General features: G+C 49.2%; 22 protein-coding genes and 1 pseudogene. 19 read left to right on the top strand and 4 right to left on the bottom strand.

Annotation, left to right across the window (positions count from 1 at the left end; all coding sequences use genetic code 11):
• Positions 1-65: 65 nt before the first annotated feature.
• The 4 genes and pseudogenes from DWX26_RS13190 to uvrB all read left to right on the top strand — a co-directional run.
• Positions 66-449 (top strand): annotated as a pseudogene (locus DWX26_RS13190) (tyrosine-type recombinase/integrase); the annotation flags it as partial.
• 166 nt (positions 450-615) lie between these two features.
• On the top strand, positions 616-966 hold the full coding sequence (locus DWX26_RS13185; RefSeq protein WP_055265120.1) for a nucleotidyltransferase domain-containing protein: 351 nt from the start codon (positions 616-618) through the stop codon (positions 964-966).
• Entirely contained in the window at positions 956-1,366 is a 411-nt protein-coding gene (locus DWX26_RS13180) for a HEPN domain-containing protein (protein ID WP_055265118.1), read from the top strand. Before DWX26_RS13185 ends, DWX26_RS13180 begins: the two co-directional genes overlap by 11 nt.
• 397 nt (positions 1,367-1,763) lie before the next feature.
• Positions 1,764-3,764: an excinuclease ABC subunit UvrB gene (uvrB, locus tag DWX26_RS13175; RefSeq protein WP_118601599.1), complete on the top strand. Its 2,001-nt coding sequence runs from the start codon at positions 1,764-1,766 to the stop codon at positions 3,762-3,764.
• Positions 3,765-3,962: 198 nt separating this feature from the next.
• Here uvrB and DWX26_RS13170 read toward each other — a convergent pair whose 3' ends face one another.
• Positions 3,963-4,181 carry a helix-turn-helix domain-containing protein gene (locus DWX26_RS13170; RefSeq protein ID WP_055228291.1) on the bottom strand — a complete coding sequence of 73 codons (219 nt, stop codon included), beginning with the start codon at positions 4,179-4,181 and terminating at the stop codon, positions 3,963-3,965.
• A gap of 172 nt (positions 4,182-4,353) precedes the next feature.
• On the opposite strand from DWX26_RS13170, the gene DWX26_RS13165 reads away from it, so the two are divergent.
• The gene (locus DWX26_RS13165) at positions 4,354-4,719 is read left to right on the top strand and encodes a hypothetical protein (protein ID WP_022461735.1); all 366 of its coding nucleotides are present in this window, start codon (positions 4,354-4,356) and stop codon (positions 4,717-4,719) included.
• 77 nt (positions 4,720-4,796) lie between these two features.
• On the opposite strand, the gene DWX26_RS13160 is transcribed toward DWX26_RS13165, so the two are convergent.
• On the bottom strand, positions 4,797-5,015 hold the full coding sequence (locus tag DWX26_RS13160; protein WP_055218403.1) for a helix-turn-helix domain-containing protein: 219 nt from the start codon (positions 5,013-5,015) through the stop codon (positions 4,797-4,799).
• Between the two features lie 284 nt (positions 5,016-5,299).
• Here DWX26_RS13160 and hrcA point away from each other — a divergent pair, with 284 nt between their 5' ends.
• The 13 genes from hrcA (at position 5,300) to DWX26_RS13095 (ending at position 21,409) form a co-directional block, all read left to right on the top strand.
• A complete protein-coding gene (gene hrcA / locus DWX26_RS13155) occupies positions 5,300-6,358 on the top strand; it encodes a heat-inducible transcriptional repressor HrcA (RefSeq protein ID WP_022461073.1) in 1,059 nt (352 codons plus the stop codon).
• 49 nt (positions 6,359-6,407) lie between these two features.
• On the top strand, positions 6,408-7,019 hold the full coding sequence (gene grpE, locus DWX26_RS13150; RefSeq protein ID WP_055218747.1) for a nucleotide exchange factor GrpE: 612 nt from the start codon (positions 6,408-6,410) through the stop codon (positions 7,017-7,019).
• Between the two features lie 66 nt (positions 7,020-7,085).
• Positions 7,086-8,963: a molecular chaperone DnaK gene (gene dnaK / locus DWX26_RS13145; RefSeq protein ID WP_055218405.1), complete on the top strand. Its 1,878-nt coding sequence runs from the start codon at positions 7,086-7,088 to the stop codon at positions 8,961-8,963.
• Positions 8,964-9,207: 244 nt separating this feature from the next.
• Positions 9,208-10,416 (top strand): molecular chaperone DnaJ, encoded by a 1,209-nt coding sequence (gene dnaJ / locus DWX26_RS13140; protein WP_117761695.1) that lies wholly within the window; start codon positions 9,208-9,210, stop codon positions 10,414-10,416.
• A gap of 167 nt (positions 10,417-10,583) precedes the next feature.
• On the top strand, positions 10,584-11,360 hold the full coding sequence (hisA, locus tag DWX26_RS13135) for a phosphoribosylformimino-5-aminoimidazole carboxamide ribotide isomerase (RefSeq protein WP_118601598.1): 777 nt from the start codon (positions 10,584-10,586) through the stop codon (positions 11,358-11,360).
• A gap of 301 nt (positions 11,361-11,661) precedes the next feature.
• Positions 11,662-12,189 (top strand): ribosome hibernation-promoting factor, HPF/YfiA family, encoded by a 528-nt coding sequence (hpf, locus tag DWX26_RS13130; RefSeq protein WP_055218411.1) that lies wholly within the window; start codon positions 11,662-11,664, stop codon positions 12,187-12,189.
• Between the two features lie 234 nt (positions 12,190-12,423).
• Entirely contained in the window at positions 12,424-14,994 is a 2,571-nt protein-coding gene (gene secA / locus DWX26_RS13125) for a preprotein translocase subunit SecA (RefSeq protein ID WP_118601597.1), read from the top strand.
• A 141-nt stretch (positions 14,995-15,135) separates the two neighbouring features.
• A protein-coding gene (prfB, locus tag DWX26_RS13120; protein WP_117509617.1) for a peptide chain release factor 2 occupies positions 15,136-16,243 on the top strand; the annotation gives its coding sequence in 2 pieces (ribosomal slippage) (positions 15,136-15,186 and positions 15,188-16,243; 1,107 coding nt in all).
• A gap of 111 nt (positions 16,244-16,354) precedes the next feature.
• A complete protein-coding gene (locus tag DWX26_RS13115; RefSeq protein ID WP_055228302.1) occupies positions 16,355-17,608 on the top strand; it encodes an SPFH domain-containing protein in 1,254 nt (417 codons plus the stop codon).
• Between the two features lie 56 nt (positions 17,609-17,664).
• Positions 17,665-18,774 (top strand): TFIIB-type zinc ribbon-containing protein, encoded by a 1,110-nt coding sequence (locus DWX26_RS13110; protein WP_118601596.1) that lies wholly within the window; start codon positions 17,665-17,667, stop codon positions 18,772-18,774.
• Positions 18,771-19,622, top strand: a complete 852-nt coding sequence (locus DWX26_RS13105) for a TPM domain-containing protein (protein WP_118601595.1) — start codon at positions 18,771-18,773, stop codon at positions 19,620-19,622. Before DWX26_RS13110 ends, DWX26_RS13105 begins: the two co-directional genes overlap by 4 nt.
• 92 nt (positions 19,623-19,714) lie before the next feature.
• On the top strand, positions 19,715-20,161 hold the full coding sequence (locus DWX26_RS13100; protein ID WP_022461318.1) for an ACT domain-containing protein: 447 nt from the start codon (positions 19,715-19,717) through the stop codon (positions 20,159-20,161).
• Between the two features lie 30 nt (positions 20,162-20,191).
• On the top strand, positions 20,192-21,409 hold the full coding sequence (locus DWX26_RS13095) for a homoserine dehydrogenase (RefSeq protein WP_055228305.1): 1,218 nt from the start codon (positions 20,192-20,194) through the stop codon (positions 21,407-21,409).
• 89 nt (positions 21,410-21,498) lie between these two features.
• Here DWX26_RS13095 and DWX26_RS13090 read toward each other — a convergent pair whose 3' ends face one another.
• On the bottom strand, positions 21,499-22,317 hold the full coding sequence (locus DWX26_RS13090) for a DUF975 family protein (protein ID WP_118601594.1): 819 nt from the start codon (positions 22,315-22,317) through the stop codon (positions 21,499-21,501).
• Positions 22,318-22,336: 19 nt separating this feature from the next.
• The gene (locus DWX26_RS13085) at positions 22,337-22,816 is read right to left on the bottom strand and encodes a hypothetical protein (RefSeq protein WP_055218430.1); all 480 of its coding nucleotides are present in this window, start codon (positions 22,814-22,816) and stop codon (positions 22,337-22,339) included.
• 209 nt (positions 22,817-23,025) lie between these two features.
• Here DWX26_RS13085 and DWX26_RS13080 point away from each other — a divergent pair, with 209 nt between their 5' ends.
• The gene (locus tag DWX26_RS13080; RefSeq protein ID WP_118601593.1) at positions 23,026-25,170 is read left to right on the top strand and encodes a Tex family protein; all 2,145 of its coding nucleotides are present in this window, start codon (positions 23,026-23,028) and stop codon (positions 25,168-25,170) included.
• Positions 25,171-25,208: the final 38 nt, after the last annotated feature.

The following is a 25,208-nucleotide window of genomic DNA, read 5'->3' as shown; positions in this document are numbered from 1 at the left end:
GCCCTTTGGAGGGCTAATAATAAACCACCAGTTGAACTGGTGGTTGCTAACTTAGAAGAGGAAATAGATTTACGGAGCAATCAATGCGCTTGATGCTGAAAAAATATACGAAACTGGTGGGAATTGAAAGGAATATAACGCCACATATGTTTAGACATACATACGCAACGCTTCTAATGAAGAATGATATAAACCAGAAAGCGGTAGCCGCTGCGCTGGGGCATTCAAAATCAATCATTACGGTGGACACTTATACGGATATACAGGCGATTATTGCAGATTGTGTTCAGGAGATTGTTATAGTAGAAGATGAAAGCGTAACAGCAGAAGATGATGCAGAGCAGGAAAGCAAAGAGGAAGCTGCGCCGGTAATCATTGTGTACGATTATTCGGATGTGACAGAGATGGATGATATTGCAGAATGGTATTTGGAGGAAGAGGTAGCTTAGGCTATCTCTTCTTTTTGGAGAAATAAGTTTATATATTTTTAGAAATGTTAAATGATTATAGTGGTCTGATAACAGGTCAAAAAATGAAAATACTGTGTGCATTGTTTTTTTGCAGCAAGTTGGTTATAATGTTATTAAGAATAATTAGGAAAGGTGGGGCAGACGGATGGAAAAATTGCAGGATATAGAATTGAAAAAGATATTGACGGAATTGGCAGATATGTTACAGAAAGTATATCAAGAAAAACTGAAAGCAGTAATTTTATATGGGTCTGTTGCACGTGGAACAGCTACCGATGAGTCGGATATAGATATTATGGTTCTTGTGGATGGAACTGATCAGGAATTAAGGATGTTTGAAGATAAACTGAGCGATGTTTCAACGGATATTTCGATAAAGTATTTTAAGGTTTTTTCAATTATTGATGTCAGTTACCAAGAATATATGACGTGGATGACAATTTCTCCATTTTATAGAAATGTGTCCGAGGAAGGAGTGGTTCTGTATGCAGCTTGATGTAAAAACTCTTTCAGAATATCGCTTCGCTCGTGCCAAAGAAGATATGGAAGCGGCTGTAAGCAATCACCGGTCAGGATTTTATAAGGTTGCGATAAACAGATCATATTATGCAATCTTTCACGCGATTAGGGCGGTAAATATTCTGGGAGGCTTTGATGCTTCGAAGCATAGTTCTGTAATTGCTCATTTTAATCAGGTTTATGTGCATGGAGGAAAGTTCGATAGGGGTACATATAAACTGATAGACAGTGCATACCGCATTAGAGAAAAATGTGACTACTCAGATTTCTTTATTGCATCAAAAGAGGACTCGGAAAATCAGATTTGCAATGCAAAAGAATTTCTTAATAGAGTAGAGAACTTTTTGCAGGCAGAAGGAAAAAATGAAATGTTATAGAGATAGAGAACCGTTTGCTTTTCACGCAGGCGGTTTTTTATTTTGTTAAAAACATAGTAGTAATTATAGATTGGTCTTGTGTTTATATTTCTTTTTTGCTACAATGAGAAAAGAACAGATGTTCGCAAGCAAGAATTGAATATTTATACAATCAGATGCATAAGCTGACAAAGAAAATTTAGGATTGTACCTTTATAATTATGTTGTTTTGTGCTATTCTGTTTTGAAGAATGACTGGGCGTTATGGTAAGTGACGCCCAGTCAAAAAAAATATTTTTAGTGACTTTATTCGTGTAATTGCCATTTTGACTAAAAAAAATAAAGGCCATTACACGAATTTTGACCTCAAATTACACGAATTTTCTGGTTGATACTAGTCGTATCGGGAGGTATTGAAGTGGAAAACGAACAGAAAAAGTTTAAATTAGTGTCAGATTATCAGCCGACCGGAGACCAGCCGCAGGCAATCGAAACCCTTGTCAAAGGGTTCCGGGAAGGCAACCAATGCCAGACTTTACTAGGGGTTACGGGCTCTGGCAAGACTTTTACGATGGCGAATGTGATCCAGCAGTTGAACAAGCCGACTTTGATTATTGCGCACAATAAGACGTTGGCGGCGCAGCTTTACGGAGAATTCAAAGAATATTTCCCGGAAAACAGCGTCGAATACTTTGTCTCCTACTACGACTACTACCAGCCGGAGGCTTACGTGCCGTCTTCGGATACGTATATTGCGAAGGACTCTGCGCGGAACGATGAGATTGATAAGCTGCGGCTTTCCGCGACTTCTGCACTGAGTGAGCGGAACGATGTCATTGTGGTTTCCAGTGTTTCGTGTATCTATGGAATCGGAAGCCCGAAGGACTACATGGAGATGATTATTTCGCTCCGCCCGGGAATGGAAAAGGACCGGGACGATGTGATCCGGCAGTTGATTGATATTCAGTATGACCGGAATGATATGGATTTCCACCGCGGTACGTTCCGCGTGCGCGGTGATGTATTGGAGATTTTTCCGGCGGAGGAGACGGACAAGGCGGTGCGCGTCGAGTTCTTCGGGGATGAGATTGACCGTCTGGTGCAGATCGATACGCTGACGGGTGAAATCTTATGTGAACTGAACCACATCGCAATCTTTCCTGCCTCCCACTACGTTGTGCCGATGGACACGATCCTGAAAGCAACAGGCGAGATTGAAAAGGATATGGAAGAGCAGGTGAAGTTCTTCAAGCACGAGGGAAAACTGATCGAGGCCCAGCGCATCGAGGAGCGGACCAATTTCGATATTGAGATGCTCAAAGAAACCGGCATCTGTTCCGGCATCGAAAACTATTCGCGTTACCTCTCCGGATTAAAGCCAGGCGAGCCGCCCTACACACTGATGGACTATTTCGGAGATGATTTCCTCATCATCGTGGATGAGTCGCATAAGACTGTTCCGCAGATCCGCAGCATGTATGCCGGCGACCAGTCGCGGAAATCGACGCTGGTGGACTATGGATTCCGTCTGCCGTCCGCAAAAGACAACCGCCCGTTGAACTTCGGCGAGTTCGAGGACCGGATCGATCAGATCCTCTTCGTATCTGCCACGCCGGGCGACTACGAGGCAGACCACGAGCTGCTGCGCGCTGAACAGATCATCCGCCCGACCGGCCTTCTCGACCCGGATGTCGAGGTGCGCCCGGTGGAGGGACAGATCGACGATCTGATTTCGGAAGTAAAGAAAGAAACTGAAAAACACAACAAAGTTCTCGTGACGACGCTGACGAAGCGTATGGCAGAGGATCTGACCGACTATATGAAAGAGGCCGGCATCCGCGTGCGCTACCTGCACTCCGATATCGACACCCTGGAACGGACCGAGATCATCCGTGATATGCGTCTCGATGTCTTCGATGTGCTCGTCGGTATCAACCTTCTGCGTGAGGGTCTCGACATCCCGGAAATCACACTCGTGGCGATCCTGGATGCCGATAAAGAAGGTTTCCTGCGTTCCGAAACCTCCCTGATCCAGACCATCGGCCGTGCCGCGCGAAACAGCGAGGGCCATGTTATCATGTACGCCGATGTGATGACCGATTCCATGCGACTCGCGATCGACGAGACGAAGCGCCGCCGTGCCCTGCAGGAAGCCTACAACAAAGAACACGGCATCACTCCGACCACCATCAAAAAAGCCGTCCGCGATCTCATCAGCATTTCGAAAGAAGTGGCAAAGACAGAAGAAAAGATGGAAAAAGACCCGGAGTCCATGAGCCGCGAAGAACTGGAAAAACTGATCGGCCAGGTACAGAAACAGATGAAAGCCGCTGCCGCCGAACTCAACTTCGAAATGGCCGCCGAGCTGCGTGACAAAATGATCACACTGAAGAAGAGCCTGGATGACATGGAAGAATAAAAAAGAAGAAAAGAGCATGAAAAAAAGCGTGCCGGAAAAGCGACAGAAAACTTTCCGGCACGCTTTTTTTGCGTCCGATTTTGATTCCTTCTTGTTCAGAATTGACGCAAAATAAGAATACCATTATAATATAAAATACGACCAAACGGTCGCATCAAAACGAAAAACACAAAAATAAAAAAGACAACAATAAAAAAATTAATCGCCGAATTTTCTCTTTTTACTGGAGACACTCAGCAGATAGTCGACCGAGCAGTCATAGAACCGTGCAAGTCGGATCACATAGTCGATCGGGATGTCGCGGATTCCTTTTTCGTAGCGGGAATAGACGTCGCGGTTGCATTCGAGCAGGGCAGAAATCTCTTTGATGGTGAGATCCTGATCGATCCGCATATCTTCAATTCTCTGGTATTTCATACGTTGTACCATCCTTTCAGATTCAAACCCATACTACCAAACGGTTGGATGGACAAAGTTAAATCAGATCATATGGTCGCAAATTGGAGAATAGGGCGGGAGAGAGAAACGGCGGGTGAAGACAGCCTGTGCAGAAAACAGAAAAATATGTACGGCAGAAATGGGGGAACGAATGGGAAAAGCAGAAAGAATAGAAATAGAAGATTTTGTCCAGAATATAGTGGAACGGATGGAGACGCCGGAAGCGTTTGAAAAAATGATCAGCCGGGAGGAAGAATGCGAAGCGCAGGGGCAGGAGAGCCGTCTGAGGGATGTGCTGAAGAAAGAATGGCCGGTGGACGAAAAGGGAGAGCGCATCTATCAGATCACTAATATATATGAAGAAAAAGCAGAAGAACTCCTCATTGTAGAACTGTATACCGGCATCCACCTGGAAAACGGAGTCCCGTGCGGGCATTTTACGCTGTATCTCTGCGGGGAGCCGGACGGATGGAAACTCAGCGAAACGCGGATGATGGAATATCTGCAGAATCTGTAAACGAAAAAGCAAAACAGGGAGGACAGGGAAAAGAAAAACTGTCCTCCTGCTTTTGCTGCGGCGGAGACACCGGAAAGTCAGGATCCATACGGCCGCTTCTCATCGCTGATGCCGACCAGATAATCCAGACTGACCTGATACAGCTCCGCCAGACGGATGGCAATGGAGATCGGCAGTTGCCGGACGCCTTTTTCATATCGGGTATACACATCGCGGTTGCAGCCGAGATAGTCGGCAACCTGGCGGATCGTCAGATCGTGGTCCGTGCGCAGATCCTCCAGTCTCTGATATTTCATGATTCATCACCTCTGAGAAAATGCTACTAAATGGTCGTATTAAAATGGCAGAATCCTACCATACGGCTATAGCGCCTTTGAAACAGTAGAATGCAATAAAAAAGAAAAGTCAGATTCCTTTTCAGAAAGAAAACGGTTTATACTTTTTTCACAATTTCTTCATAGAAAAACCGGGAAAAGGTGTTGACAAACAAAAGGCAGAGTGCTATCTTAAGAGCATAGATGTTAGCACTCCACTGAAACGAGTGCTAACAGGACTATACAACAGGAAGGAGCTTATCTTAGTGGATACAGAATTGGATGAAAGAAAAAGAAAAATATTAAAAGCGATCATCCAGACGTATCTGGAAACGGGCGAGCCGGTCGGCTCAAGAACGATTTCCAAATACACGGATTTGAATTTAAGCTCCGCCACAATCCGGAATGAAATGTCCGATCTGGAAGAGATGGGTTACATCTTACAGCCCCACACTTCCGCAGGACGCATTCCTTCCGATAAAGGCTACCGCCTCTATGTAGATGAGCTGATGCGGGAAAAAGAACAGGAAGTTGCAGACATCAAAAACATGGTCATTGAAAAAACAGACCGAATGGAAAAAGTTCTGCAGCAGGTTGTCAAAGTCCTCGCTTCATCTACCAACTATGCAACGTTGATTACAGGACCGGAATATCACAGAAATAAAGTGAAATTCATCCAGCTCTCAAAAGTCAATGAAGAGCAGCTCCTGGCCGTCATCGTCGTAGAAGGCAACCTGGTGAAAAACCAGATGATTGACCTCGACGAGACCATCAACGATGAACAGATATTAAAGCTGAACCTGCTTCTGAACACACAGCTCAATGGCCTGACCATTGAAGAAATCAATCTTGGCATGATCAAGAAGATGAAAGAGCAGGCAGGCATCCACTCCGGCATCATCAGCAAAGTGGTCGATACCGTAGCGGAAGCCATCGCAGTCAGCGAAGAAGATGTGCCGGTGTACACCAGCGGCGCAACCAACATTTTCAAGTACCCTGAGCTTTCCGACAGCAGCAAAGCCAGCCAGCTGATCTCCACATTCGAGGAACGGCAGAAACTGGTCGATATGATCAAAGGAGCTGCCGAGGAGCAGGACGGAGAGGAAAATACCGGTATTCAGGTATACATCGGAAATGAATCTTCGATGGAACCCTTACGGGACTGCAGCGTGGTCACCACCACATACGATATGGGAAACGGTATGCGCGGAACAATCGGTATCGTGGGACCAAAGCGGATGGATTACGAAAATGTGGTAGATAACCTGAAAACATTAAAAGTTCAACTGGACGCCGTCTTCAAAAAGCCGGACACAGGTGAGTAGAAAGGTGGAATGATCAGTGAGCGAAGAAAATAGAAAGAAAGAGGAAACCATGGAAGAACCTACACGCGAGATGGAAAAAGAAACCGGAGCAGAGACCGATCTGCCGGAAACCGAACCGGCTGCGGAGCAGGAAGAAGCAAAGAAAGCAGCAGAGGCAAAAGAAGCGGAAGCTGCAGAAGAAACTGCTGAGGATGGCAAAGAACGAAAGTTCTTCAAAAAGAAAAAAGATAAAAAAGATGAGAAAATCGAAGAGCTGACTGACCGCCTGACCCGTCAGATGGCAGAGTTCGATAACTTCCGCAAACGCACCGAAAAAGAAAAAGCAAATATGTATGCCATTGGAGCAAAAGACATCATCGAGAAGATTCTTCCGGTTGTTGACAGCTTCGAGCGCGGACTTGCAACGGTGGAAAACCCGGAGGAAGATCCGTTCGCAGACGGCATGAATAAAGTATACAAACAGTTTACCACAGCACTCGATGAACTCGGTGTAACCGTGATCGAGGCCGTTGGAAAGGAATTCGATCCGAACCTGCACAACGCAGTGATGCATGTGGAGGATGAGGAAGCCGGCGAGAACATCGTCGTAGAAGAGTTCCTGAAGGGCTACATGTACAAAGGTTCCGTAGTCCGTCACAGTATGGTCAAGGTGGCTAATTAAGCCTTGAAGATAAATAAATAGAAATTAAACCATTTTTTAGCATAATTCATTGAGGAGGAAACAACAATGGGCAAAATTATTGGTATTGACTTAGGAACAACAAACAGCTGTGTAGCCGTTATGGAAGGTGGAAAACCAACCGTTATCGCAAACGCAGAGGGTGAAAGAACAACTCCATCTATCGTAGCATTCACAAAAACAGGTGACCGTCTGGTCGGCGAGCCGGCAAAACGTCAGGCTGTAACAAACGCAGACAGAACCATCCGTTCTATCAAACGTGAGATGGGTACTGACTATAAAGTAGACATCGAAGGAAAGAAATACTCTCCGCAGGAGATCTCCGCTATGATTCTTCAGAAACTGAAAGGTGATGCAGAGAACTACCTTGGTGAGAAAGTAACAGAAGCAGTTATCACAGTTCCGGCTTACTTCAATGACGCACAGCGTCAGGCAACCAAAGATGCCGGTAAAATCGCAGGTCTTGATGTAAAACGTATCATCAACGAGCCTACCGCAGCAGCTCTGGCATACGGACTGGACAACGAAAATGAGCAGAAGATCATGGTATACGACCTTGGCGGTGGTACTTTCGATGTTTCCATCATCGAGATCGGTGACGGCGTTATCGAAGTTCTTTCCACAGCAGGAAACAACCGTCTGGGCGGCGATGACTTCGACCAGAAAGTAACAGATTATATCCTTGCTGAGTTCAAGAAACAGGAAGGCGTAGATCTTTCCAATGATAAAATGGCTCTGCAGAGAATCAGAGAAGCAGCAGAGAAAGCAAAGAAAGAGCTTTCCAGCGCAACTACAACCAACATCAACCTGCCGTTCATCACTGCAACCGCAGATGGCCCGAAACATCTCGATATGAACCTGACAAAGGCTAAATTCGATGAGCTGACCCACGACCTGGTAGAGAAAACCGCAGAGCCGGTACAGAGAGCACTTTCTGATGCAGGCCTTCAGGCATCCGAGCTTTCCAAAGTCCTTCTGGTAGGCGGATCTACCCGTATCCCGGCTGTACAGGATAAAGTAAGACAGCTGACCGGACACGAGCCGAGCAAGAGCCTGAACCCGGATGAGTGCGTAGCACTTGGTGCTTCCGTACAGGGTGGTAAACTTGCAGGAGACGCCGGCGCAGGCGATATCCTTCTTCTGGATGTAACTCCACTGTCTCTGTCCATCGAGACCATGGGAGGTATTGCAACTCGTCTGATCGAGCGTAACACCACAATCCCGACCAAGAAGAGCCAGATCTTCTCAACAGCAGCAGATAACCAGACAGCAGTAGATATCAACGTAGTACAGGGTGAGCGTCAGTTCGCGAAGGACAACAAATCCCTCGGCCAGTTCCGTCTGGATGGAATTCCGCCAGCAAGAAGAGGCGTTCCGCAGATCGAGGTTACCTTTGATATCGATGCCAACGGTATCGTAAATGTATCTGCAAAAGACCTGGGAACAGGAAAAGAGCAGCACATCACCATCACCGCAGGCTCTAACATGTCCGACAGCGAGATCGACAAAGCAGTCAAAGAAGCTGCTGAGTTCGAGGCTCAGGATAAGAAACGAAAAGAAGCAATCGACGCAAGAAACGATGCAGACTCCATGGTATTCCAGACCGAGAAAGCAATCGAGGAAGTCGGCGACAAGCTTGATGCAAACGACAAAACAGCAGTAGAAGCTGACCTGAACGCACTGAAAGATCTCATTGCAAAATGCAATCCGGAAGAGATGACCGATGCACAGGTAGCTGATCTGAAAGCAGCTCAGGAAAAACTGATGACAAGCGCTCAGAAACTGTTTGCAAAACTGTATGAGCAGCAGGGCGGAGCAGCAGGCGCTGGTGCTGGAGCAGCAGGTGCAGGCCCGGATATGGGAAATGCCGGAGCAGCAGGCGGCCATGACGACGATGTCGTAGACGCTGACTACAAAGAGGTTTAACAAATCAGACCCGACTGTGAGTTGAAACAATAAATAAGATACAGAAAGGGCCCTGTGAGGCTGGTATTTACGGGGGACGGATCCGATTCCGCCCCCTGTATTTATGTCGATGGACAGGACAGCCGTTTGCTTTTGCGGAAGTACTGGCATTGTCCTTTGACATGTGTTATAGTAAAATATGTTTGGGCATAAACAGATGCTGAAACAGTATTTTGCGAAACAGAAATGAAAAAGGTGAACATAAATGGCAGAAAAAAGAGATTATTATGAGGTGCTTGGTGTAGACCGCGGAGCGGACGATGCAACCTTGAAAAAAGCATACCGTAAACTGGCAAAGAAGTATCATCCGGATATGAACCCGGGAGACAAAGAGGCCGAAGCAAAATTTAAAGAGGCAACAGAGGCCTATGGCGTGCTGAGCGATCCGGACAAACGGCGTCAGTACGATCAGTTTGGCCACGCTGCATTTGAAAACGGCGGCGGAGGAGCAGGAGCCGGCGGATTCGGCGGCTTCGACTTTGGCGGCGGAGATATGGGTGATATCTTCGGCGATATTTTCGGCGACCTGTTCGGTGGCGGCGGAAGCAGAAGAAGAGCAAACAATGGACCGATGAAGGGAGCAAACCTCCGCGCTGTTGTCCACATTACGTTTGAGGAAGCTGTTTTCGGATGCCAGAAAGAGCTCGAGATCAACCTGAAGGATACCTGTACAACGTGCCACGGAACCGGCGCAAAACCAGGAACTTCACCGGAGACATGCTCCAAATGTAACGGAACTGGTCAGATTACGTACACACAGCAGACCATGTTCGGTTCTGTGAGAAACGTGACGACCTGTCCGGATTGTAACGGAACCGGAAAGATCATTCGCGATAAATGTACCGCATGCCACGGCACGGGCTATACATCCAGCAGAAAACGCATTCAGGTCAACATTCCGGCTGGAATCGACGATGGACAGAGTATCCGGATCCGTGAAAAAGGCGAGCCGGGTGTAAACGGTGGACCAAGAGGAGATCTGCTTGTCGAGGTTCAGGTAACCCGTCATCCGATCTTCCAGAGACAGGATATGAACATCTTCTCTACCGCACCGATTACATTTGCGCAGGCAGCACTCGGCGGCGATGTGAAGATAAGCACCGTTGACGGAGACGTTCTCTACACTGTAAAACCGGGAACCCAGACCGATACGAAGATCCGTCTGAAGGGAAAAGGTGTTCCGTCCCTTCGCAACAGCAATGTGCGCGGTGATCACTACGTAACACTCGTAGTCCAGACTCCGACGAAACTGAATGAGAAAGCAAAAGAAGCCCTCCGCGCCTTCGACGAAGCCTGCGGAAACCGCCCGGCAGCAGAAGAAAAAGCAGCCGACGGCGAAACTGCAGAGCAGCCGAAGAAGAAAAAAGGCTTTATGGATAAAGTGAAAGAGGCCTTTGAGGACATCGATAAATAAAGAACGGCGGCAAGCCGGAAAAGAAAGAAGAATCTGTGGAAAAAGCAGGTTCTTCTTTCTTTTCTATGAAAGAACCATGAAAATTTGGTGAATTTATACACAGAATGGTCGGATTTTGATATAATGTGGAAAACTTAAGGGGAGAGAAAAGAAAGGAAACGGGGAAAATGAGATTTCGACCATGTATTGATATTCATAACGGAAAAGTAAAACAGATTGTCGGGGGATCGCTGAAAGATCAGGAAAATCAGGCGAGCGAGAATTTTGTCTCGGAGCAGGATGCGTCGTACTATGCGCAGCTGTACGAAGAGCAGGGCATTACGGGCGGCCATGTGATTCTGCTGAACAAGGAAGGTACCGAGTTTTACGAGGAGACGAAGCGCCAGGCATTGCTGGCACTTTCGACGTACCCGGGCGGCCTGCAGGTGGGAGGCGGCATTGATGCGGAGAATGCGTGCGAGTTTCTGACAGCGGGGGCAAGCCATGTGATTGTGACTTCGTATGTGTTCCGCGACGGCCATGTGTTCTATGAAAATCTGGACAAGCTGGTGACGACGGTAGGAAAGCAGCGGTTGACACTGGATTTAAGCTGCCGGAAGCGGGACGGAAAATACTATATCGTGACGGACCGCTGGCAGAAGTTCACGGACGAAGAAGTGACAGAGGAACTGCTGCATCACCTGTCAGAATACTGTGATGAGTTCCTGATCCATGCCGTGGATGTCGAGGGAAAGGCTTCCGGCATTGAGACGGAGCTGGTGGAACTGCTTGCGAAGATGAAAGATTTTCCGGTGACGTACGCCGGCGGCGTGGGAAGTTTTGAAGACCTGGAGCTGCTCAAAAAACTGGGAAACAACCACGTCGATGTGACAATTGGCAGCGCACTGGATCTGTTCGGCGGCAAAATGAAGTTTGAAGACGTGCTGGCAGTATGCCGCCGGTAAGCGGAAACGGACGTTCACCCGCGCCATTCGCAAAACCGCGCTTTCAGCGCTCTCCGCTGCTGCGCAGCTCCTTTTTGCTCATAACCAGGCGCTCCCTTTGTATCTTATTCTCGACAGATTTTCATGCGAGCATGAAATCTGTCAAAAATAAGATACAAGTGAACTGTAACAGAAAAAACTCTAAAATATTCATGAATTTTCTAAATACTATTGCAAATAGAGACAACTATTGCTATAATTAGAGTTACTTACAGGGGAAGTGAAGAGCCTGTAAAATTTGAGAGCAAAGGGGTTGGGCATAATGAAAATTACCATCAGCGGAAAAAATATTGACGTGACAGAGGGATTAAAAGCCGCGGTCAACGAAAAACTTGGCAAACTGGAGAAATATTTTACGCCTGACACAAATGTCATTGTAACCTTAAGCGTAGAGAAAGAAAGACAGAAAATTGAGGTTACCATTCCGGTAAAAGGAAACATCATCCGTTCCGAGCAGGTAAGCAACGATATGTACGTATCCATCGATCTGGTAGAGGAAGTGATCGAACGCCAGCTTCGCAAATACAAAAACAAAATTGCCGACAAACAGCAGGAAGCAGGAAACTTCCAGAAAGAATATCTGGAGCATGACTATCTGGAGGACGAAGACATCCAGATCATCCGTACGAAAAAATTCGGCATGAAACCAATGTATCCGGAAGATGCCTGCGTACAGATGGAACTTCTTGGACACACCTTCTTCGTATTCCGCAATGCAGAGACCGACGAAGTAAACGTCGTTTACAAGAGAAAGAACAACACCTACGGTCTGATCGAGCCGGAGTGCTGAAAAGTAAATAAAGAATGAACAGTCACCCTGTTTCCAGCTTAGAAAAGCTGTGAAACAGGGTGACTTTTTCGCGGAAAGGGCCGGAAAGTCCGGGAAAAGCCGTAAAAACAGCGGAAAACCGGGGAACGGCACCAAATGTTTACGAAAAATTCATTGTTATCTTGTGCCAGAAGTGGTAGAATAGTACCATATGTTAATATGGCAATTAATAGAGAAAGCAGGAGCAAACATTCTATGAAATTCACAGAAAAACTTTTTGGTACGCACAGTGAGCGCGAGCTGAAACGAATCTATCCAATTGTAGACAAAATCGAAGCTCTCCGCCCGACCATGCAGGCGCTGACCGATGAAGAGCTGCGTGCCAAGACAAAGGAATATAAAGACCGCTACAACGGAGGAGAATCCCTGGATTCCATTCTCCCGGAAGCATTCGCAACCGTCCGCGAGGCAGCAAAACGTTCCCTCGGTATGGAGCACCACCGCGTACAGCTGATCGGTGGTATTATCCTCCATCAGGGCCGTATCGCCGAGATGAAAACCGGTGAAGGAAAAACCCTTGTTTCCACCCTTCCGGCTTACCTGAACGCACTGACCGGACGCGGCGTCCACATCGTTACCGTCAACGACTACCTGGCAAACCGAGATGCAGAGTGGATGGGAAAAGTCCACAGATTCCTCGGTCTGACCGTCGGCGTCGTTTTAAATGATATGAAAAACGATGAGCGCCGCCAGCAGTACGCATGCGATATCACCTACATCACCAACAATGAGCTTGGTTTCGATTACCTGCGTGACAACATGGTGATCTACAAAGAGCAGCTCGTACAGAGAGAGCTTGCTTACTGTATCATCGACGAGGTCGACTCCGTCCTGATCGACGAGGCAAGAACACCTCTGATTATTTCCGGACAGAGCAGCAAATCCACCAAGCTGTACGAGACCGCAGATATTCTGGCACACCAGATGCAGCGCGGCGAGGCAAGCGGCGAGATGACCAAGATGACCGCGATCATGGGCGAGGAGATCGAGGAGACCGGAGACTTCATCGTCAACGAGAAGGACAAATTCGTTACCCTGACCGATGACGGTGTGAAGAAAGTCGAGAACTTCTTCCATATCGAGAACCTCTCCGATCCGGAGAACCTGGAGATCCAGCACAACGTGATCCTGGCGCTGCGTGCCAATTATCTGATGCACCGCGACAAGGACTACGTAGTCAAAGACGACGAGGTTCTGATCGTCGATGAGTTCACCGGCCGTATCATGCCGGGGCGCCGTTATTCCGATGGTCTGCATCAGGCAATCGAGGCAAAAGAGCACGTAAAAGTAAGAAGAGAGAGCAAGACTCTGGCAACCATCACGTTCCAGAACTTCTTTAACAAATACGAGAAAAAAGCCGGCATGACCGGTACTGCCCTCACCGAGGAGCAGGAGTTCCGTGACATCTACGGCATGGACGTTATCGAGATCCCGACCAACCGCCCGGTCATCCGTGTGGATATGGACGATGCCGTATACATGACGAAAAAAGAGAAATTCCACGCAGTCGTAGAGGAAGTCAAAGAGGCACATGCCGTGAACCAGCCGGTTCTGGTTGGTACCATCACCATCGAGACTTCTGAGCTGATCAGCAAAATGCTGCGCCGCGAGGGAATCCCGCATCAGGTCTTAAATGCGAAGTTCCATGAGCTCGAGGCAGAAATCGTAGCCCATGCCGGCGAGGCAGGAGCCGTTACCATCGCGACCAACATGGCCGGCCGTGGTACCGATATCAAGCTGGATGATGTGGCAAAAGCTGCCGGCGGCTTAAAGATCATCGGCACCGAGCGTCATGAGTCCCGCCGTATCGACAATCAGCTCCGCGGTCGTTCCGGCCGTCAGGGAGACCCGGGTGAGTCCCGTTTCTACATTTCCCTGGAAGACGATCTGATGAGACTCTTCGGTTCCGAAAAACTGATGAGCATTTTCAAATCCCTCGGCGTACCGGAAAATGAGCAGATCGAGCACAAGATGCTTTCTTCCGCCATCGAAAAAGCGCAGAAGAAGATCGAGGGCAACAACTACGGAATCCGTAAAAACCTGCTCGACTATGACCAGGTCAATAACGAGCAGCGTGAGATCATCTACAAAGAGAGACGCCGCGTTCTGGACGGCGAGAGCATGAGAGACACCATCTTCAAGATGATTGCCGACACCATCGACAATACTGTGGATCTCTGCATCGGCGAGAACACCGAGCAGTCCGAGTGGGATCTGACCGAGTTAAATGAGATGCTGCTCTCCATCATGCCGGTGAAGGCAGTGACAAAAGAGCGCGTAGAGAAGATTTCCAAAAACGAGCTGAAACAGCAGTTAAAAGAGGAAGCTGTTAAACTCTACGAGGAGAAAGAAGCAGAATTCCCGGAGGAGGAGCAGATTCGTGAGCTTGAGCGTGTCGTTCTTCTGAAGGTTATCGACCAGAAGTGGATGGATCATATCGATGATATGGATCAGCTCCGCGAGGGTATCGGCCTGCAGGCATACGGCCAGAGAGACCCGAAGGTTGAGTACAAGATGGCAGCTTACGACATGTTTAACGAAATGCTCGAGTCCATCCAGCAGGATACCGTCCGTCTCCTGTTCCATGTACGTGTTGAGCAGAAAGTAGAACGTGAGCAGGTAGCCAAAGTGACCGGAACCAACAAAGACGAGTCCGGCCCGAGAAAACCGGTACAGCGCGCAGAGCGTAAGATCTATCCAAACGATCCATGCCCGTGCGGAAGCGGCAAGAAGTACAAACAGTGCTGCGGAAGAAAACCGGTTTGATAAAAGCAGAACAGCAGTGAGACGGATGAGCACGATCCGTTTGACAAAGCACGCAGCTTCCCTACCAGAAGCTGCGTGTCATACAAAATATAAAACAGAAAGCAGGTGAAGCTTGTGGTAGTTGAATTAGACCAGTTCAAAATGGAACTTGGCACATACGATAAACCATTAGTGGAAGTGAGGGATTCACTTTGACCTCGCTAACAAAGAGCAGAGGATCGAAGAATTAGAGCGTAAAATGGAGGAACCCAATTTCTGGGACAACCCCGAAGAAGCGCAGGAGCAGATGAAACAGCTGAGCAGCATGAAAGAGGACAGAGATACGTATCAGAAACTGGTATCCGCCAAAGAAGATATGGAAACTCTGATCGAGATGGGACAGGAGGAGGATGACGATTCCGTTGTTCCGGAAATCGCGGAAATGATGGAAGAGTTCAAGGCATCCTTCGATGCCATCCGCATCAAAACCCTGCTGTCCGGCGAATTTGACAAGGACAATGCGATCATCAAACTGAACGCAGGTGCAGGCGGAACCGAGGCGTGCGACTGGTGCGGCATGCTGTACCGTATGTACACCAGATGGGCAGAACGCAAAGGCTTTACGATCGAGGAACTCGACTTTCTGGACGGTGATGAGGCCGGTGTGAAGTCCGTGACATTCCAGGTCAACGGCGAAAACGCTTACGGTTATCTGAAATCCGAAAAAGGCGTTCACCGTCTCGTCCGTATTTCTCCGTTCAACGCGGCAGGAAAACGCCAGACATCGTTCGTATCGTGCGATGTTATGCCGGATATCGACAAAGAGATCGATGTTGAGGTTCGTGATGAGGATATTCGTATCGATACGTACCGTTCCAGCGGTGCCGGCGGACAGCACATCAACAAGACGTCATCGGCGATCCGAATCACGCATATGCCGACCGGCATCGTGGTTACGTGCCAGAATGAGCGTTCCCAGTTCCAGAACAAAGACAAGGCAATGCAGATGCTGAAAGCAAAATTGTATATGCTGAAACTCCAGGAGCAGGCAGATAAGCTGAGCGACATCCGCGGCGAAGTAACCGAGATCGGCTGGGGCAACCAGATCCGTTCTTACGTTATGCAGCCATACACCATGGTCAAAGACCACCGTACCAACGCAGAGACCGGAAACGTCGATGCAGTCATGGACGGCGGAATTGATCTGTTTATTAACGCATATCTGAAGTGGATTGCCCTCGGAACCGGAGCAAAAGAGGAAGAAGCATAATTCGGCTGTGGGCAGAGCACAGTGACAAGTAAAATAAGGAGCATTTTCACCAACAGAGGACGGAAATGCTCCTTTCTGTTTTGAAGCCAAAGGCAAACAGGAGGTAAAAGTATGGGTATTATCAGAGCAGCAGTCAATGCAGTACACGGCAGTCTCGCCGATCAGTGGCTGGAGACCGTGGAACCGTATGAGATGGGGGAACATACGGTATTTACAGAGGGAATTCTGGTAAGAAAAGGCCAGAATAAAAAGGGAAGCCAGACGATTTCAAACGGTTCTGTGATCCATGTCTATGACAATCAGTTTATGATGCTGGTGGACGGCGGAAAGATTATTGATTACACCGCAGAGCCGGGCTACTTTACCGTAGACCAGTCATCGTCTCCGTCGATGTTCAGCGGATCGCTTGACGCGGCAGTAAAAGATACGTTTGAGCGCCTGAAATTCGGCGGCCAGACCCCGCATGAGCAGAGAGTTTTCTATATTAATCTGCAGGAAATCAAGGGAATCAAATTCGGAACGAGAAATCCGGTCAACTATTTCGACCAGTTCTACAATGCCGAGCTGTTTCTTCGGGCACACGGTTCCTATTCCATTCGCATCGTCGATCCGCTCCGCTTCTACGCAGAGGCTGTGCCGAGAAACGCATCCCGCGTAGAGATCGAGGATATCAACGAGCAGTATATGAACGAATTTTTAGAGGGCCTGCAGTCCTCGATCAATCAGATGGCAGCCGACGGCATCCGCATTTCGTTCGCAGCATCCAAGAGCGCCGAGCTGTCCCGCTACATGGCAGATGCGATGGATGAGAGCTGGCGGGCAATGCGCGGCATGGAGATCCAGTCCGTGGCAATCGCAAGCCTTTCCTACGATGAAGCTTCCCAGAAACTGATCCAGATGCGCAACGAAGGTGCGATGATGTCTGATCCATCGATCCGTGAGGGCTATGTACAGGGAGCGATGGCACGCAGTATGGAGAAAGCAGCAGCCAACCCAAACGGAGCCATGAACGGCTTTATGGGTGTTCAGATGGGCATGAATGCCTTCGGTTCCTCGTTTGCATCGGCGTCCGCTTCGAATCAGCAGCAGATGCAGCAGCAGGCGGCAGCCAAGGCACAGCAGGAAGCTGCAAAAGGCGTATGGAAATGCTCCTGCGGAACGGAGAACACCGGCAATTTCTGCTCAAACTGCGGAAGTGCAAAGCCGATGGTGTGGATCTGCGGCAAGTGTGGAACCGAGAACAGCGGTAAATTCTGTTCGAACTGTGGCAGCCCGAAACCGGAAGCGGCAGGAAAATGGGTCTGCGCATGCGGAACGGAGAATACCGGCAAGTTCTGCTCGAACTGCGGAAAACCAAGACAGTAAAAGAAAACAGATAACCATCCAATACAACAGCGGCTCCGGGGAAGGAGGGATAGAATATGGAGGTTATTACATACAAATGCCCGAACTGCGGAGGCGATCTGACCTTCGATCCGGCAAGCGGAAAGTATAAATGCGAGTACTGCCTGTCCTCGTTTACACAGGAAGAAGCCGAAAAGGCGAACCCGAAAGCAGCGGAAGCGCTGAACGGGGAGGACGATGCTGCCGGTGCACAGGAAGCATCCGATGCACAGAAGGAAAGCAGTACGGAGGAAACAAAAGGGGAAACAGAGCAGGGCGAAGCAGTTGTCTACACCTGTCCGAACTGCGGCGCTGAGATTGTGACCGATGCGACGACGGCAGCGACATACTGTTTCTACTGCCACAATCCGGTGGTGCTTTCCGGCCGGCTCTCGGGAGAATATATGCCGGATTTCGTGCTGCCGTTTAAGATCAGCAAGGAGCAGGCAATCGAGAAATTTTTGTCATTTGCGCGGAAGAAACGCTTTATTCCGAAGGACTTTTTCGAGAAAAACCAGGTACAGAAGATGACGGGTGTCTATTTCCCATACTGGATTTACGGCGGAGACTTTGAGACGGATTACATAGCACACGGCCGGAAGGTGAGAGTCTGGCAGACCGGTGATGTGGAGTACAAAGAGACCAGCATCTACGATGTCCGCCGGGAGGGCGAGGTCCGCGTGGACGGTCTGTCGCGCAATGCACTGAACAAGGCCGACCGCGATCTGATCGAATGCGTGCAGCCCTATCGTCTGGAGGAGATGCAGCCGTTTTCTATGGGCTATCTTTCCGGATTTCAGGCGGAAAAACGTGATATCGAACAGGCGCAGATCGCACCGGAACTGAAAAAAGAACTGGAGACGATGGCGCGCGGCGCAATGCGGAACGAGGCGAACGAGTATCTCTCCCTCGAGCAGGAGAAAATGAAGCTTTCTCCAAAGCGGGAGGACTGGCGTTACGTACTGTTTCCGGTCTGGACACTGACGTATCCGGGAAAAGACGGAAAGGTTTATTACTACGCGATGAACGGCCAGACCGGCACGATCAACGGTGATTTTCCGTTTGAGCGGAAAAAAGCGCTGCTGACGTCGGTTGTGAGTGCACTTTTTGTACTGATCTTTATGCTGGTGGGAGGGTATTTCTCATGAGAAGAATGAAAAAAGCGAGACAATATCTGCTCGGCATTTTTGCAGCCCTTCTGCTGTGCGGGATTTTTTCTGTGAATACCGTAAAAGCGGACACCCAGTATGTCTACGACAACGCATCGCTTCTTTCGGATGAGGAGGAGCAGGATCTCGAGCGTTCCTGTGCGGAGTTCGAGAGCAATACGGACATTCATATGGTGATCCTGACCGAGTACAGCAGCGGCTCCGAGGACTGCCAGGCGATTGCGGATGATTTCTATGATAAAAAGTATCCGAAGGAGCCGAACGGCGTCTGCTTCCTCATTGACATGGGACAGCGCCAGATTGTGATTTCAACGTCGGGCATTATGCAGTATTATATGTCGGACGCGGAAATCGATGACATTCTGCAGGCAGCGCAGAGCTATGCAAAAGAGGGCGACTATGCGGGGACGTTTGCAAAAATGATTACGATAACGCAGGAGTGCTTCGACCGCGGTGTTTCCGAGGCGGACTACCTGATTACAGAAGACGGTTCGATCATTCATTACCGTAAAATCAACAGTACCGAGGCAATGACTGCTGTCCTTTTAGCTGCTGTGACAGGATTTTGTGTTTATTTTGGAATCTGGAAGAGTTACAGACGAAAGAAAAACCGCGGTGCAAAGGGCTATGCGGATCTGAAACGCGTAAAAATCAGAGACCGCAGGGATGCACTGATTGACCGCCATGTGTCGATGCACAAGATTCCGAGGGACGACGGAAACCACGGAGGAGGCGGTTCCGGCGGCGGAGGAGGCGGTGGCGGCGGAAGCCACGTTCACACATCCGCCAGCGGAAACAGCCACGGCGGCGGAAGTATCGGATTCTAAAAAGTCCTTGCGCATTGTGCCGGAATATGGTACGATCTTTCCTGTGAAAACAAATGTATTTCCTGGAAAGAACATAGAAACAGAGGATTGCCATGAGAGAAGAGAAAACAAAGTATTATGTAATCAAAGAAAAGGCGGTTCCGGAGGTCCTTTTGAAGGTCATCGAGGCCAAACGGTTGATGGATATGCAGGAGCTTACCGTGCAGCAGGCAACGGAAAAAGCGGGAATCAGCAGAAGCTCTTTCTATAAATACAAAGATGATATTCTTCCTTTTCATGACAATGCAAAAGGAAAAACGATTACGTTTATTCTGCAGATGGACGATGAGCCGGGACTGCTTTCCGATGTGCTGAAGATTATCGCCGAGTTTCACGGAAACATTCTGACCATTCATCAGACGATTCCGTTAAACGGCGTGGCGTCGCTGACAATCAGCGTGGATATCGCGGAAGACCGGGGAGACGCCTCGGAGATGATCAACGAGATTGAGTCCAGACAGGGAGTTCATTATTTTAAAATTTTAGGACAGGAGTCCTGAAAAAGAAAAAGCAAGAGAGGGACAAAAGAGATGATTCAGATTGCAGTATTAGGATATGGCACCGTTGGTTCCGGCGTGGTAGAAGTCATCAACACGAACCATGACAGCATCAACAAGAGAGCAGAGAACGAGATTAATATCAAATACGTTCTGGATTTAAGAGATTTCCCGGGAGATCCAGTGGAAAAAGTGCTGGTACATGATTACGAAGTGATCGCAAACGATCCGGAGGTTGATATTGTTGTCGAGGTTATGGGCGGCGTTGAGCCGGCTTACACCTTCACAAAACGTGCGCTGGAGGCTGGAAAGAGCGTCTGCACATCCAACAAAGAGCTGGTGGCAAGACACGGCACCGAGCTTCTCGCCATTGCAAAAGAGCACGGCGCAAACTATCTGTTTGAGGCAAGCTGCGGCGGCGGTATCCCGATCATCCGTCCGTTAAACTCCTCCCTGACTGCAGATGAGATCGATGAAGTAACGGGTATCTTAAACGGTACGACAAACTACATCTTAAGCAAAATGGCAAGCGACGGTTCCGATTTCGCGGATGTATTAAAAGAGGCACAGCGCCTCGGCTACGCAGAGCGCAACCCGGAAGCAGATGTAGAAGGGTACGATGCGTGCCGTAAAATTGCGATTCTTTCTTCTCTTGCTTATGGAAAAGAAGTCAATTACGAAGAGGTTTACACCGAGGGAATCACAAAGATCACCGCAGAGGATATCAAATATGCGACCTCGATGGGAACCGCAATCAAACTGCTCGCAACAAGCCGCAAGGTGGGTGATCAGTATTACGCTATGGTAAGCCCGGTGATGATTGACGCGAAAAACCCGCTGTACAGCGTAAACGGTGTCTTCAACGCCATCTTCATCCACGGAAATGTACTGGGTGATGCCATGTTCTACGGAAGCGGAGCAGGAAAACTCCCGACCGCAAGTGCTGTTGTTGCCGATGTTGTAGACTGCGCAAAGAACAAAGGCAGAAACATCATGATGAGCTGGAGCGAGGAGAAACTGAACCTGCTGCAGATCGATGATGTGAAGAGCCGCTTCTTCGTCCGCGTATCCGGCCACGCCGCAGAGCGCCAGAGTGAGATCGAGGAGCTGTTCGGAAAAGTAGAAATCGTAGCAGTTCCAAGTCTGTCCGAGGAGTTCGCATTCATCACAGGCGAAATCACAGAGCAGGAGTACAGAGAAAAAGCAGAGAAACTCGACGGAATCCAGAGCAGAATCCGCGCGAGAATTTAAGATCTCGAAATAGACATAACTAAAAAGACGTTTCACAGCCGTAAAGCAAGGGGTGTGAAACGTCTTTTTAGTTATCTTAAGATTTATTTTTAAAGATCTGTGCCGGATCCAAAGGAATCCGTATCATATCCCACCGGTTCCGATGCCGGATACAGGATATCTTTCCGTTCCTGATAGAACGCAGCCATCGTGATCTGCATATACGGCATCACCCATAAGAAGCCGATGGCGCAGGAGCAGGATGCGAGGATCTCAAGTCCTAAAAAGCTGAGGAGCAGCAGAATGTAGCGGAAGAAATTCTTTTTCATCAGCACAAAGCTCTGACGGATCGCCTGGATCGGGCCGATGCCGGGAGTGTCGTTCATCACGAAGGTGGAAAGGGAAAACGGAACCAGCACCAGCGTGGAAACGAGAGAGCCGATCAGCTTATAAACGTAAACATTCATGAGCGAAGAAAGCTCGGCGTCAATGGAAAGTGCAGTTCCAAGCGTCAGTTCCGCACTCGGGGAGGAAAGATACTGGAAGCCTGGAATGCTGGAAATCAGGGCGATCACGGAGCTGATGCCGTTGATGATAAGGAACATCAGCACGTACTGGTCCGGGTGGTGATAGAAAGCGTAGAGCATATCACCGACGGAAATCGGTTCCCCGCGCAGCGTCGAGAGGCAGATTTTTAAGTAGCCTGCCTGGAAGAGGCTGAGGAGCAGGGAAAACAGGAACAGCGTCAGATTCAGGAAAATGATATCGTACAGCGTTGTGCCTGAAAAAATCAGCGTCGGGATGAGGGAACAGGAGAAGGTGAGAAACAGGTTGATCGCGGTTGCGCCCACCAGCGTGCCGCATCGGCCTGCCATGGCCTCACGGGCCTGCTTTTTCAGTTCTGAAAATTTCTGTTTTTGTCCGTTCATGAAAAATCCTTTCTGGTACCTAAATAGTATTTCCGTCGGTGGTTGTTCCGTTATCCGGTGTCATCTGGTATTCCTGCATGTACTGATTGTAATACCGCTCGAGCAGGTTGGTGCTGCCGCCGCTGACCATGTTGAAAAGCAGGAAAGAAGCATACATGCAGATACCGACAATGATGCCGATGGTACAGCCCGCCAGACCGGCTTTTGCCGTGCCGCTCATGCGTCCTGCGCCGCGGCTTAAAAGGGCGAAGATCACGCCGAGCGAGCCGAAAAACAGGGAACCCATGTTGAGCATGAACAAAAAGGAGCAGATCGCCATGACCATCGAAGCGGCCGCAAGGGCCTGCGAACCCGTCCTGCGCGGCGGCTGTACGGGAGGCTGCTGCTGGTAATGCTGATACGGTCCGGGACGCTGGCCCTCAGGCACGCCGTACGGATGGGAGGACTGATAGGAATCTCCGGACTCATTGGTGTTTGGATCGTAATTTTCTGGTGTCATAAAATGTCCTTTCTTCTGCAAAAAAGCGCGGTTTCACACGCAGTCTGTCAAAAAAGCTATAGTAAAGATTTTATCATGTAAGGTTGACAAAAACAAGACCTATTGATAAGGTAATAGAGTGGCTGTTCCGCCAAGGGTCCCGCTTTTTATGCGGGAAAAACAGAGAAGGAACAGCGTGTTTTGGAAGAGACAACAGGAGGAATTTACCTATGGATATGAATCAGGTATTGGCAGCCGAGCTGAACGTCAAACCGTGGCAGGTAGAAGCTGCAGTGAAACTGATTGACGAGGGAAACACGATCCCTTTTATTTCACGATATCGAAAAGAAGCAACAGGTTCCTTAAACGATGAGATACTGCGAAATCTGTACGACCGTCTGATGTACCTGCGCAGTTTAAATGACCGCAAGGCCGTTGTCCTTGCGAGCATCGAGGAGCAGGGCAAGCTGACCGCAGAACTGAAAAAATCCATCGAAGAGGCCGCAACTCTCGTGGTCGTAGAGGATTTATACCGCCCGTACCGTCCGAAACGCCGGACGCGTGCGACGATCGCAAAAGAAAAAGGACTGGAGCCGCTGGCGAATATCATTCTTCTGCAGATGACAAAAGAGCCGCTCGAAAAAGAGGCAGAGGTTTTTGTTTCAGAAGAAAAGGAAGTCAAAACGGCAAAAGACGCCATTGCTGGTGCCTGCGACATCATCGCCGAGAGCATTTCCGATGAGGCCGATTACCGTATGGAGATCCGCCGCAGAACCGAGGCGAAGGGCCTGATCGTCTCGACAGCAAAGGATGAGAAAGCAGAGTCCGTTTACGAGAATTACTATGAGTTTTCCGAGCCGGTATCGAAAATTGCCGGACACCGTGTGCTGGCACTGAACCGCGGTGAGAAAGAAAAATTCCTGAACGTCAAAATTGAGGCGCCGACGGAAGAAATCCTGCGTTATCTCGAGAAAAAAATCATCACCAAAGAGAATCCGCAGACAAAGCCGGTTCTGCAGGCGACCATCGAGGATGCCTACAACCGTCTGATCGCTCCGGCCATCGAGCGTGAGGTCAGAAATCAGCTCACCGAAAAGGCAGAGGACGGTGCGATCAAGGTCTTTGGAAAGAACCTTGAGCAGCTTCTGATGCAGCCGCCGATCGCAGGCCAGGTTGTCCTTGGATGGGACCCGGCGTTCCGTACGGGATGCAAGCTGGCCGTTGTCGATGCGACCGGAAAAGTGCTCGACACCACCGTTGTTTACCCGACGGCGCCGACGAACGAGAAGAAGATTGCAGCAGCAAAAGCGACCGTAAAAGATCTGATCCACAAATACGGCGTCACCCTGATTTCTGTCGGAAACGGAACTGCAAGCCGTGAGTCCGAGCAGATCATCGTCGAGATCTTAAAAGAGATCCCGGAGAAGGTTGCGTATGTGATCACAAACGAGGCAGGAGCGTCCGTTTACTCCGCAAGCAAGCTGGCAACCGAGGAATTTCCAAACTTTGATGTCGGACAGCGAAGCGCCGCTTCCATCGCACGCCGTGTGCAGGATCCGCTGGCAGAGCTTGTCAAAATCGATCCGAAATCCATCGGTGTCGGCCAGTATCAGCACGATATGAACCAGAAGAAGCTCGGCGAGGCGCTCGGCGGTGTCGTTGAGGACTGCGTGAATAAAGTCGGTGTGGATCTGAACACGGCATCTGCGTCGCTGCTGGAATACATTTCCGGTGTCAGCAAGGTGATAGCAAAAAACATCGTGGCATACCGCGAGGAGAACGGCCGTTTCGAGAGCAGAAAAGAGCTCCTGAAAGTGGCAAAACTCGGACCGAAGGCGTTTGAGCAGTGCGCGGGCTTTATGCGCATTACCGGCGGCAAAAATCCGCTGGACGGCACAAGCGTTCATCCGGAGAGCTACGAGGCAGTCGAGAAGCTGTTCGCAAAGTTAAATATGAAGACAGAGCAGATCAGCGAGGGACCGACGGCGTTCTTCATCAAAGATTACAAGAAGATGGCAGAGGAGATCGGTGTCGGCGAGATTACGCTGCGCGATATCATCAAAGAGCTGCAGAAGCCTGGCCGTGACCCGCGTGACGAGATGCCGCGCCCGATCCTGCGCACCGACGTGCTCGATATGAAGGACCTGAAGGTCGGCATGATCTTAAAGGGAACCGTGCGCAACGTCATTGACTTCGGTGCATTCGTCGATATCGGCGTGCATCAGGACGGACTCGTCCACATTTCCCAGATGACGAAACGCTTCATCAAGCATCCGCTGGAGGCTGTGAGCGTCGGCGATATCGTGGAAGTGAAGGTCATCAGCCTTGATCTGGCGAAGAAGCGGATCGGGCTGTCGATGCTGCTGGATAAATAAAGTGTGATATGTGGGTTGCCCGAAAGAAAACAGGGGCA

It is taken from the genome of Blautia sp. AF19-1, from assembly GCF_003479155.1.
GTDB classification, from domain to species: domain Bacteria; phylum Bacillota; class Clostridia; order Lachnospirales; family Lachnospiraceae; genus Fusicatenibacter; species Fusicatenibacter saccharivorans.
Note: the sequence above shows the minus strand (reverse complement) of the source record. Positions and strands in the feature narration are given on the sequence as shown.

Bases quoted from the DNA above. Each gene is read 5' to 3' on its own strand.
- DWX26_RS13110 (WP_118601596.1), top strand. From the start codon at position 17,665: ATGGAGGTTATTACATACAAATGCCCGAACTGCGGAGGCGATCTGACC.
- DWX26_RS13185 (WP_055265120.1), top strand. From the start codon at position 616: ATGGAAAAATTGCAGGATATAGAATTGAAAAAGATATTGACGGAATTG.
- DWX26_RS13095 (WP_055228305.1), top strand. From the start codon at position 20,192: ATGATTCAGATTGCAGTATTAGGATATGGCACCGTTGGTTCCGGCGTG.
- DWX26_RS13080 (WP_118601593.1), top strand. From the start codon at position 23,026: ATGGATATGAATCAGGTATTGGCAGCCGAGCTGAACGTCAAACCGTGG.
- hisA (WP_118601598.1), top strand. From the start codon at position 10,584: ATGAGATTTCGACCATGTATTGATATTCATAACGGAAAAGTAAAACAG.
- DWX26_RS13165 (WP_022461735.1), top strand. From the start codon at position 4,354: ATGGGAAAAGCAGAAAGAATAGAAATAGAAGATTTTGTCCAGAATATA.
- dnaJ (WP_117761695.1), top strand. From the start codon at position 9,208: ATGGCAGAAAAAAGAGATTATTATGAGGTGCTTGGTGTAGACCGCGGA.
- dnaK (WP_055218405.1), top strand. From the start codon at position 7,086: ATGGGCAAAATTATTGGTATTGACTTAGGAACAACAAACAGCTGTGTA.
- DWX26_RS13090 (WP_118601594.1), bottom strand. From the start codon at position 22,317: ATGAACGGACAAAAACAGAAATTTTCAGAACTGAAAAAGCAGGCCCGT.
- DWX26_RS13100 (WP_022461318.1), top strand. From the start codon at position 19,715: ATGAGAGAAGAGAAAACAAAGTATTATGTAATCAAAGAAAAGGCGGTT.
- DWX26_RS13115 (WP_055228302.1), top strand. From the start codon at position 16,355: ATGGGTATTATCAGAGCAGCAGTCAATGCAGTACACGGCAGTCTCGCC.
- DWX26_RS13170 (WP_055228291.1), bottom strand. From the start codon at position 4,181: ATGAAATACCAGAGAATTGAAGATATGCGGATCGATCAGGATCTCACC.
- DWX26_RS13160 (WP_055218403.1), bottom strand. From the start codon at position 5,015: ATGAAATATCAGAGACTGGAGGATCTGCGCACGGACCACGATCTGACG.
- DWX26_RS13180 (WP_055265118.1), top strand. From the start codon at position 956: ATGCAGCTTGATGTAAAAACTCTTTCAGAATATCGCTTCGCTCGTGCC.
- DWX26_RS13085 (WP_055218430.1), bottom strand. From the start codon at position 22,816: ATGACACCAGAAAATTACGATCCAAACACCAATGAGTCCGGAGATTCC.
- grpE (WP_055218747.1), top strand. From the start codon at position 6,408: ATGGAAGAACCTACACGCGAGATGGAAAAAGAAACCGGAGCAGAGACC.
- secA (WP_118601597.1), top strand. From the start codon at position 12,424: ATGAAATTCACAGAAAAACTTTTTGGTACGCACAGTGAGCGCGAGCTG.
- hpf (WP_055218411.1), top strand. From the start codon at position 11,662: ATGAAAATTACCATCAGCGGAAAAAATATTGACGTGACAGAGGGATTA.
- DWX26_RS13105 (WP_118601595.1), top strand. From the start codon at position 18,771: ATGAGAAGAATGAAAAAAGCGAGACAATATCTGCTCGGCATTTTTGCA.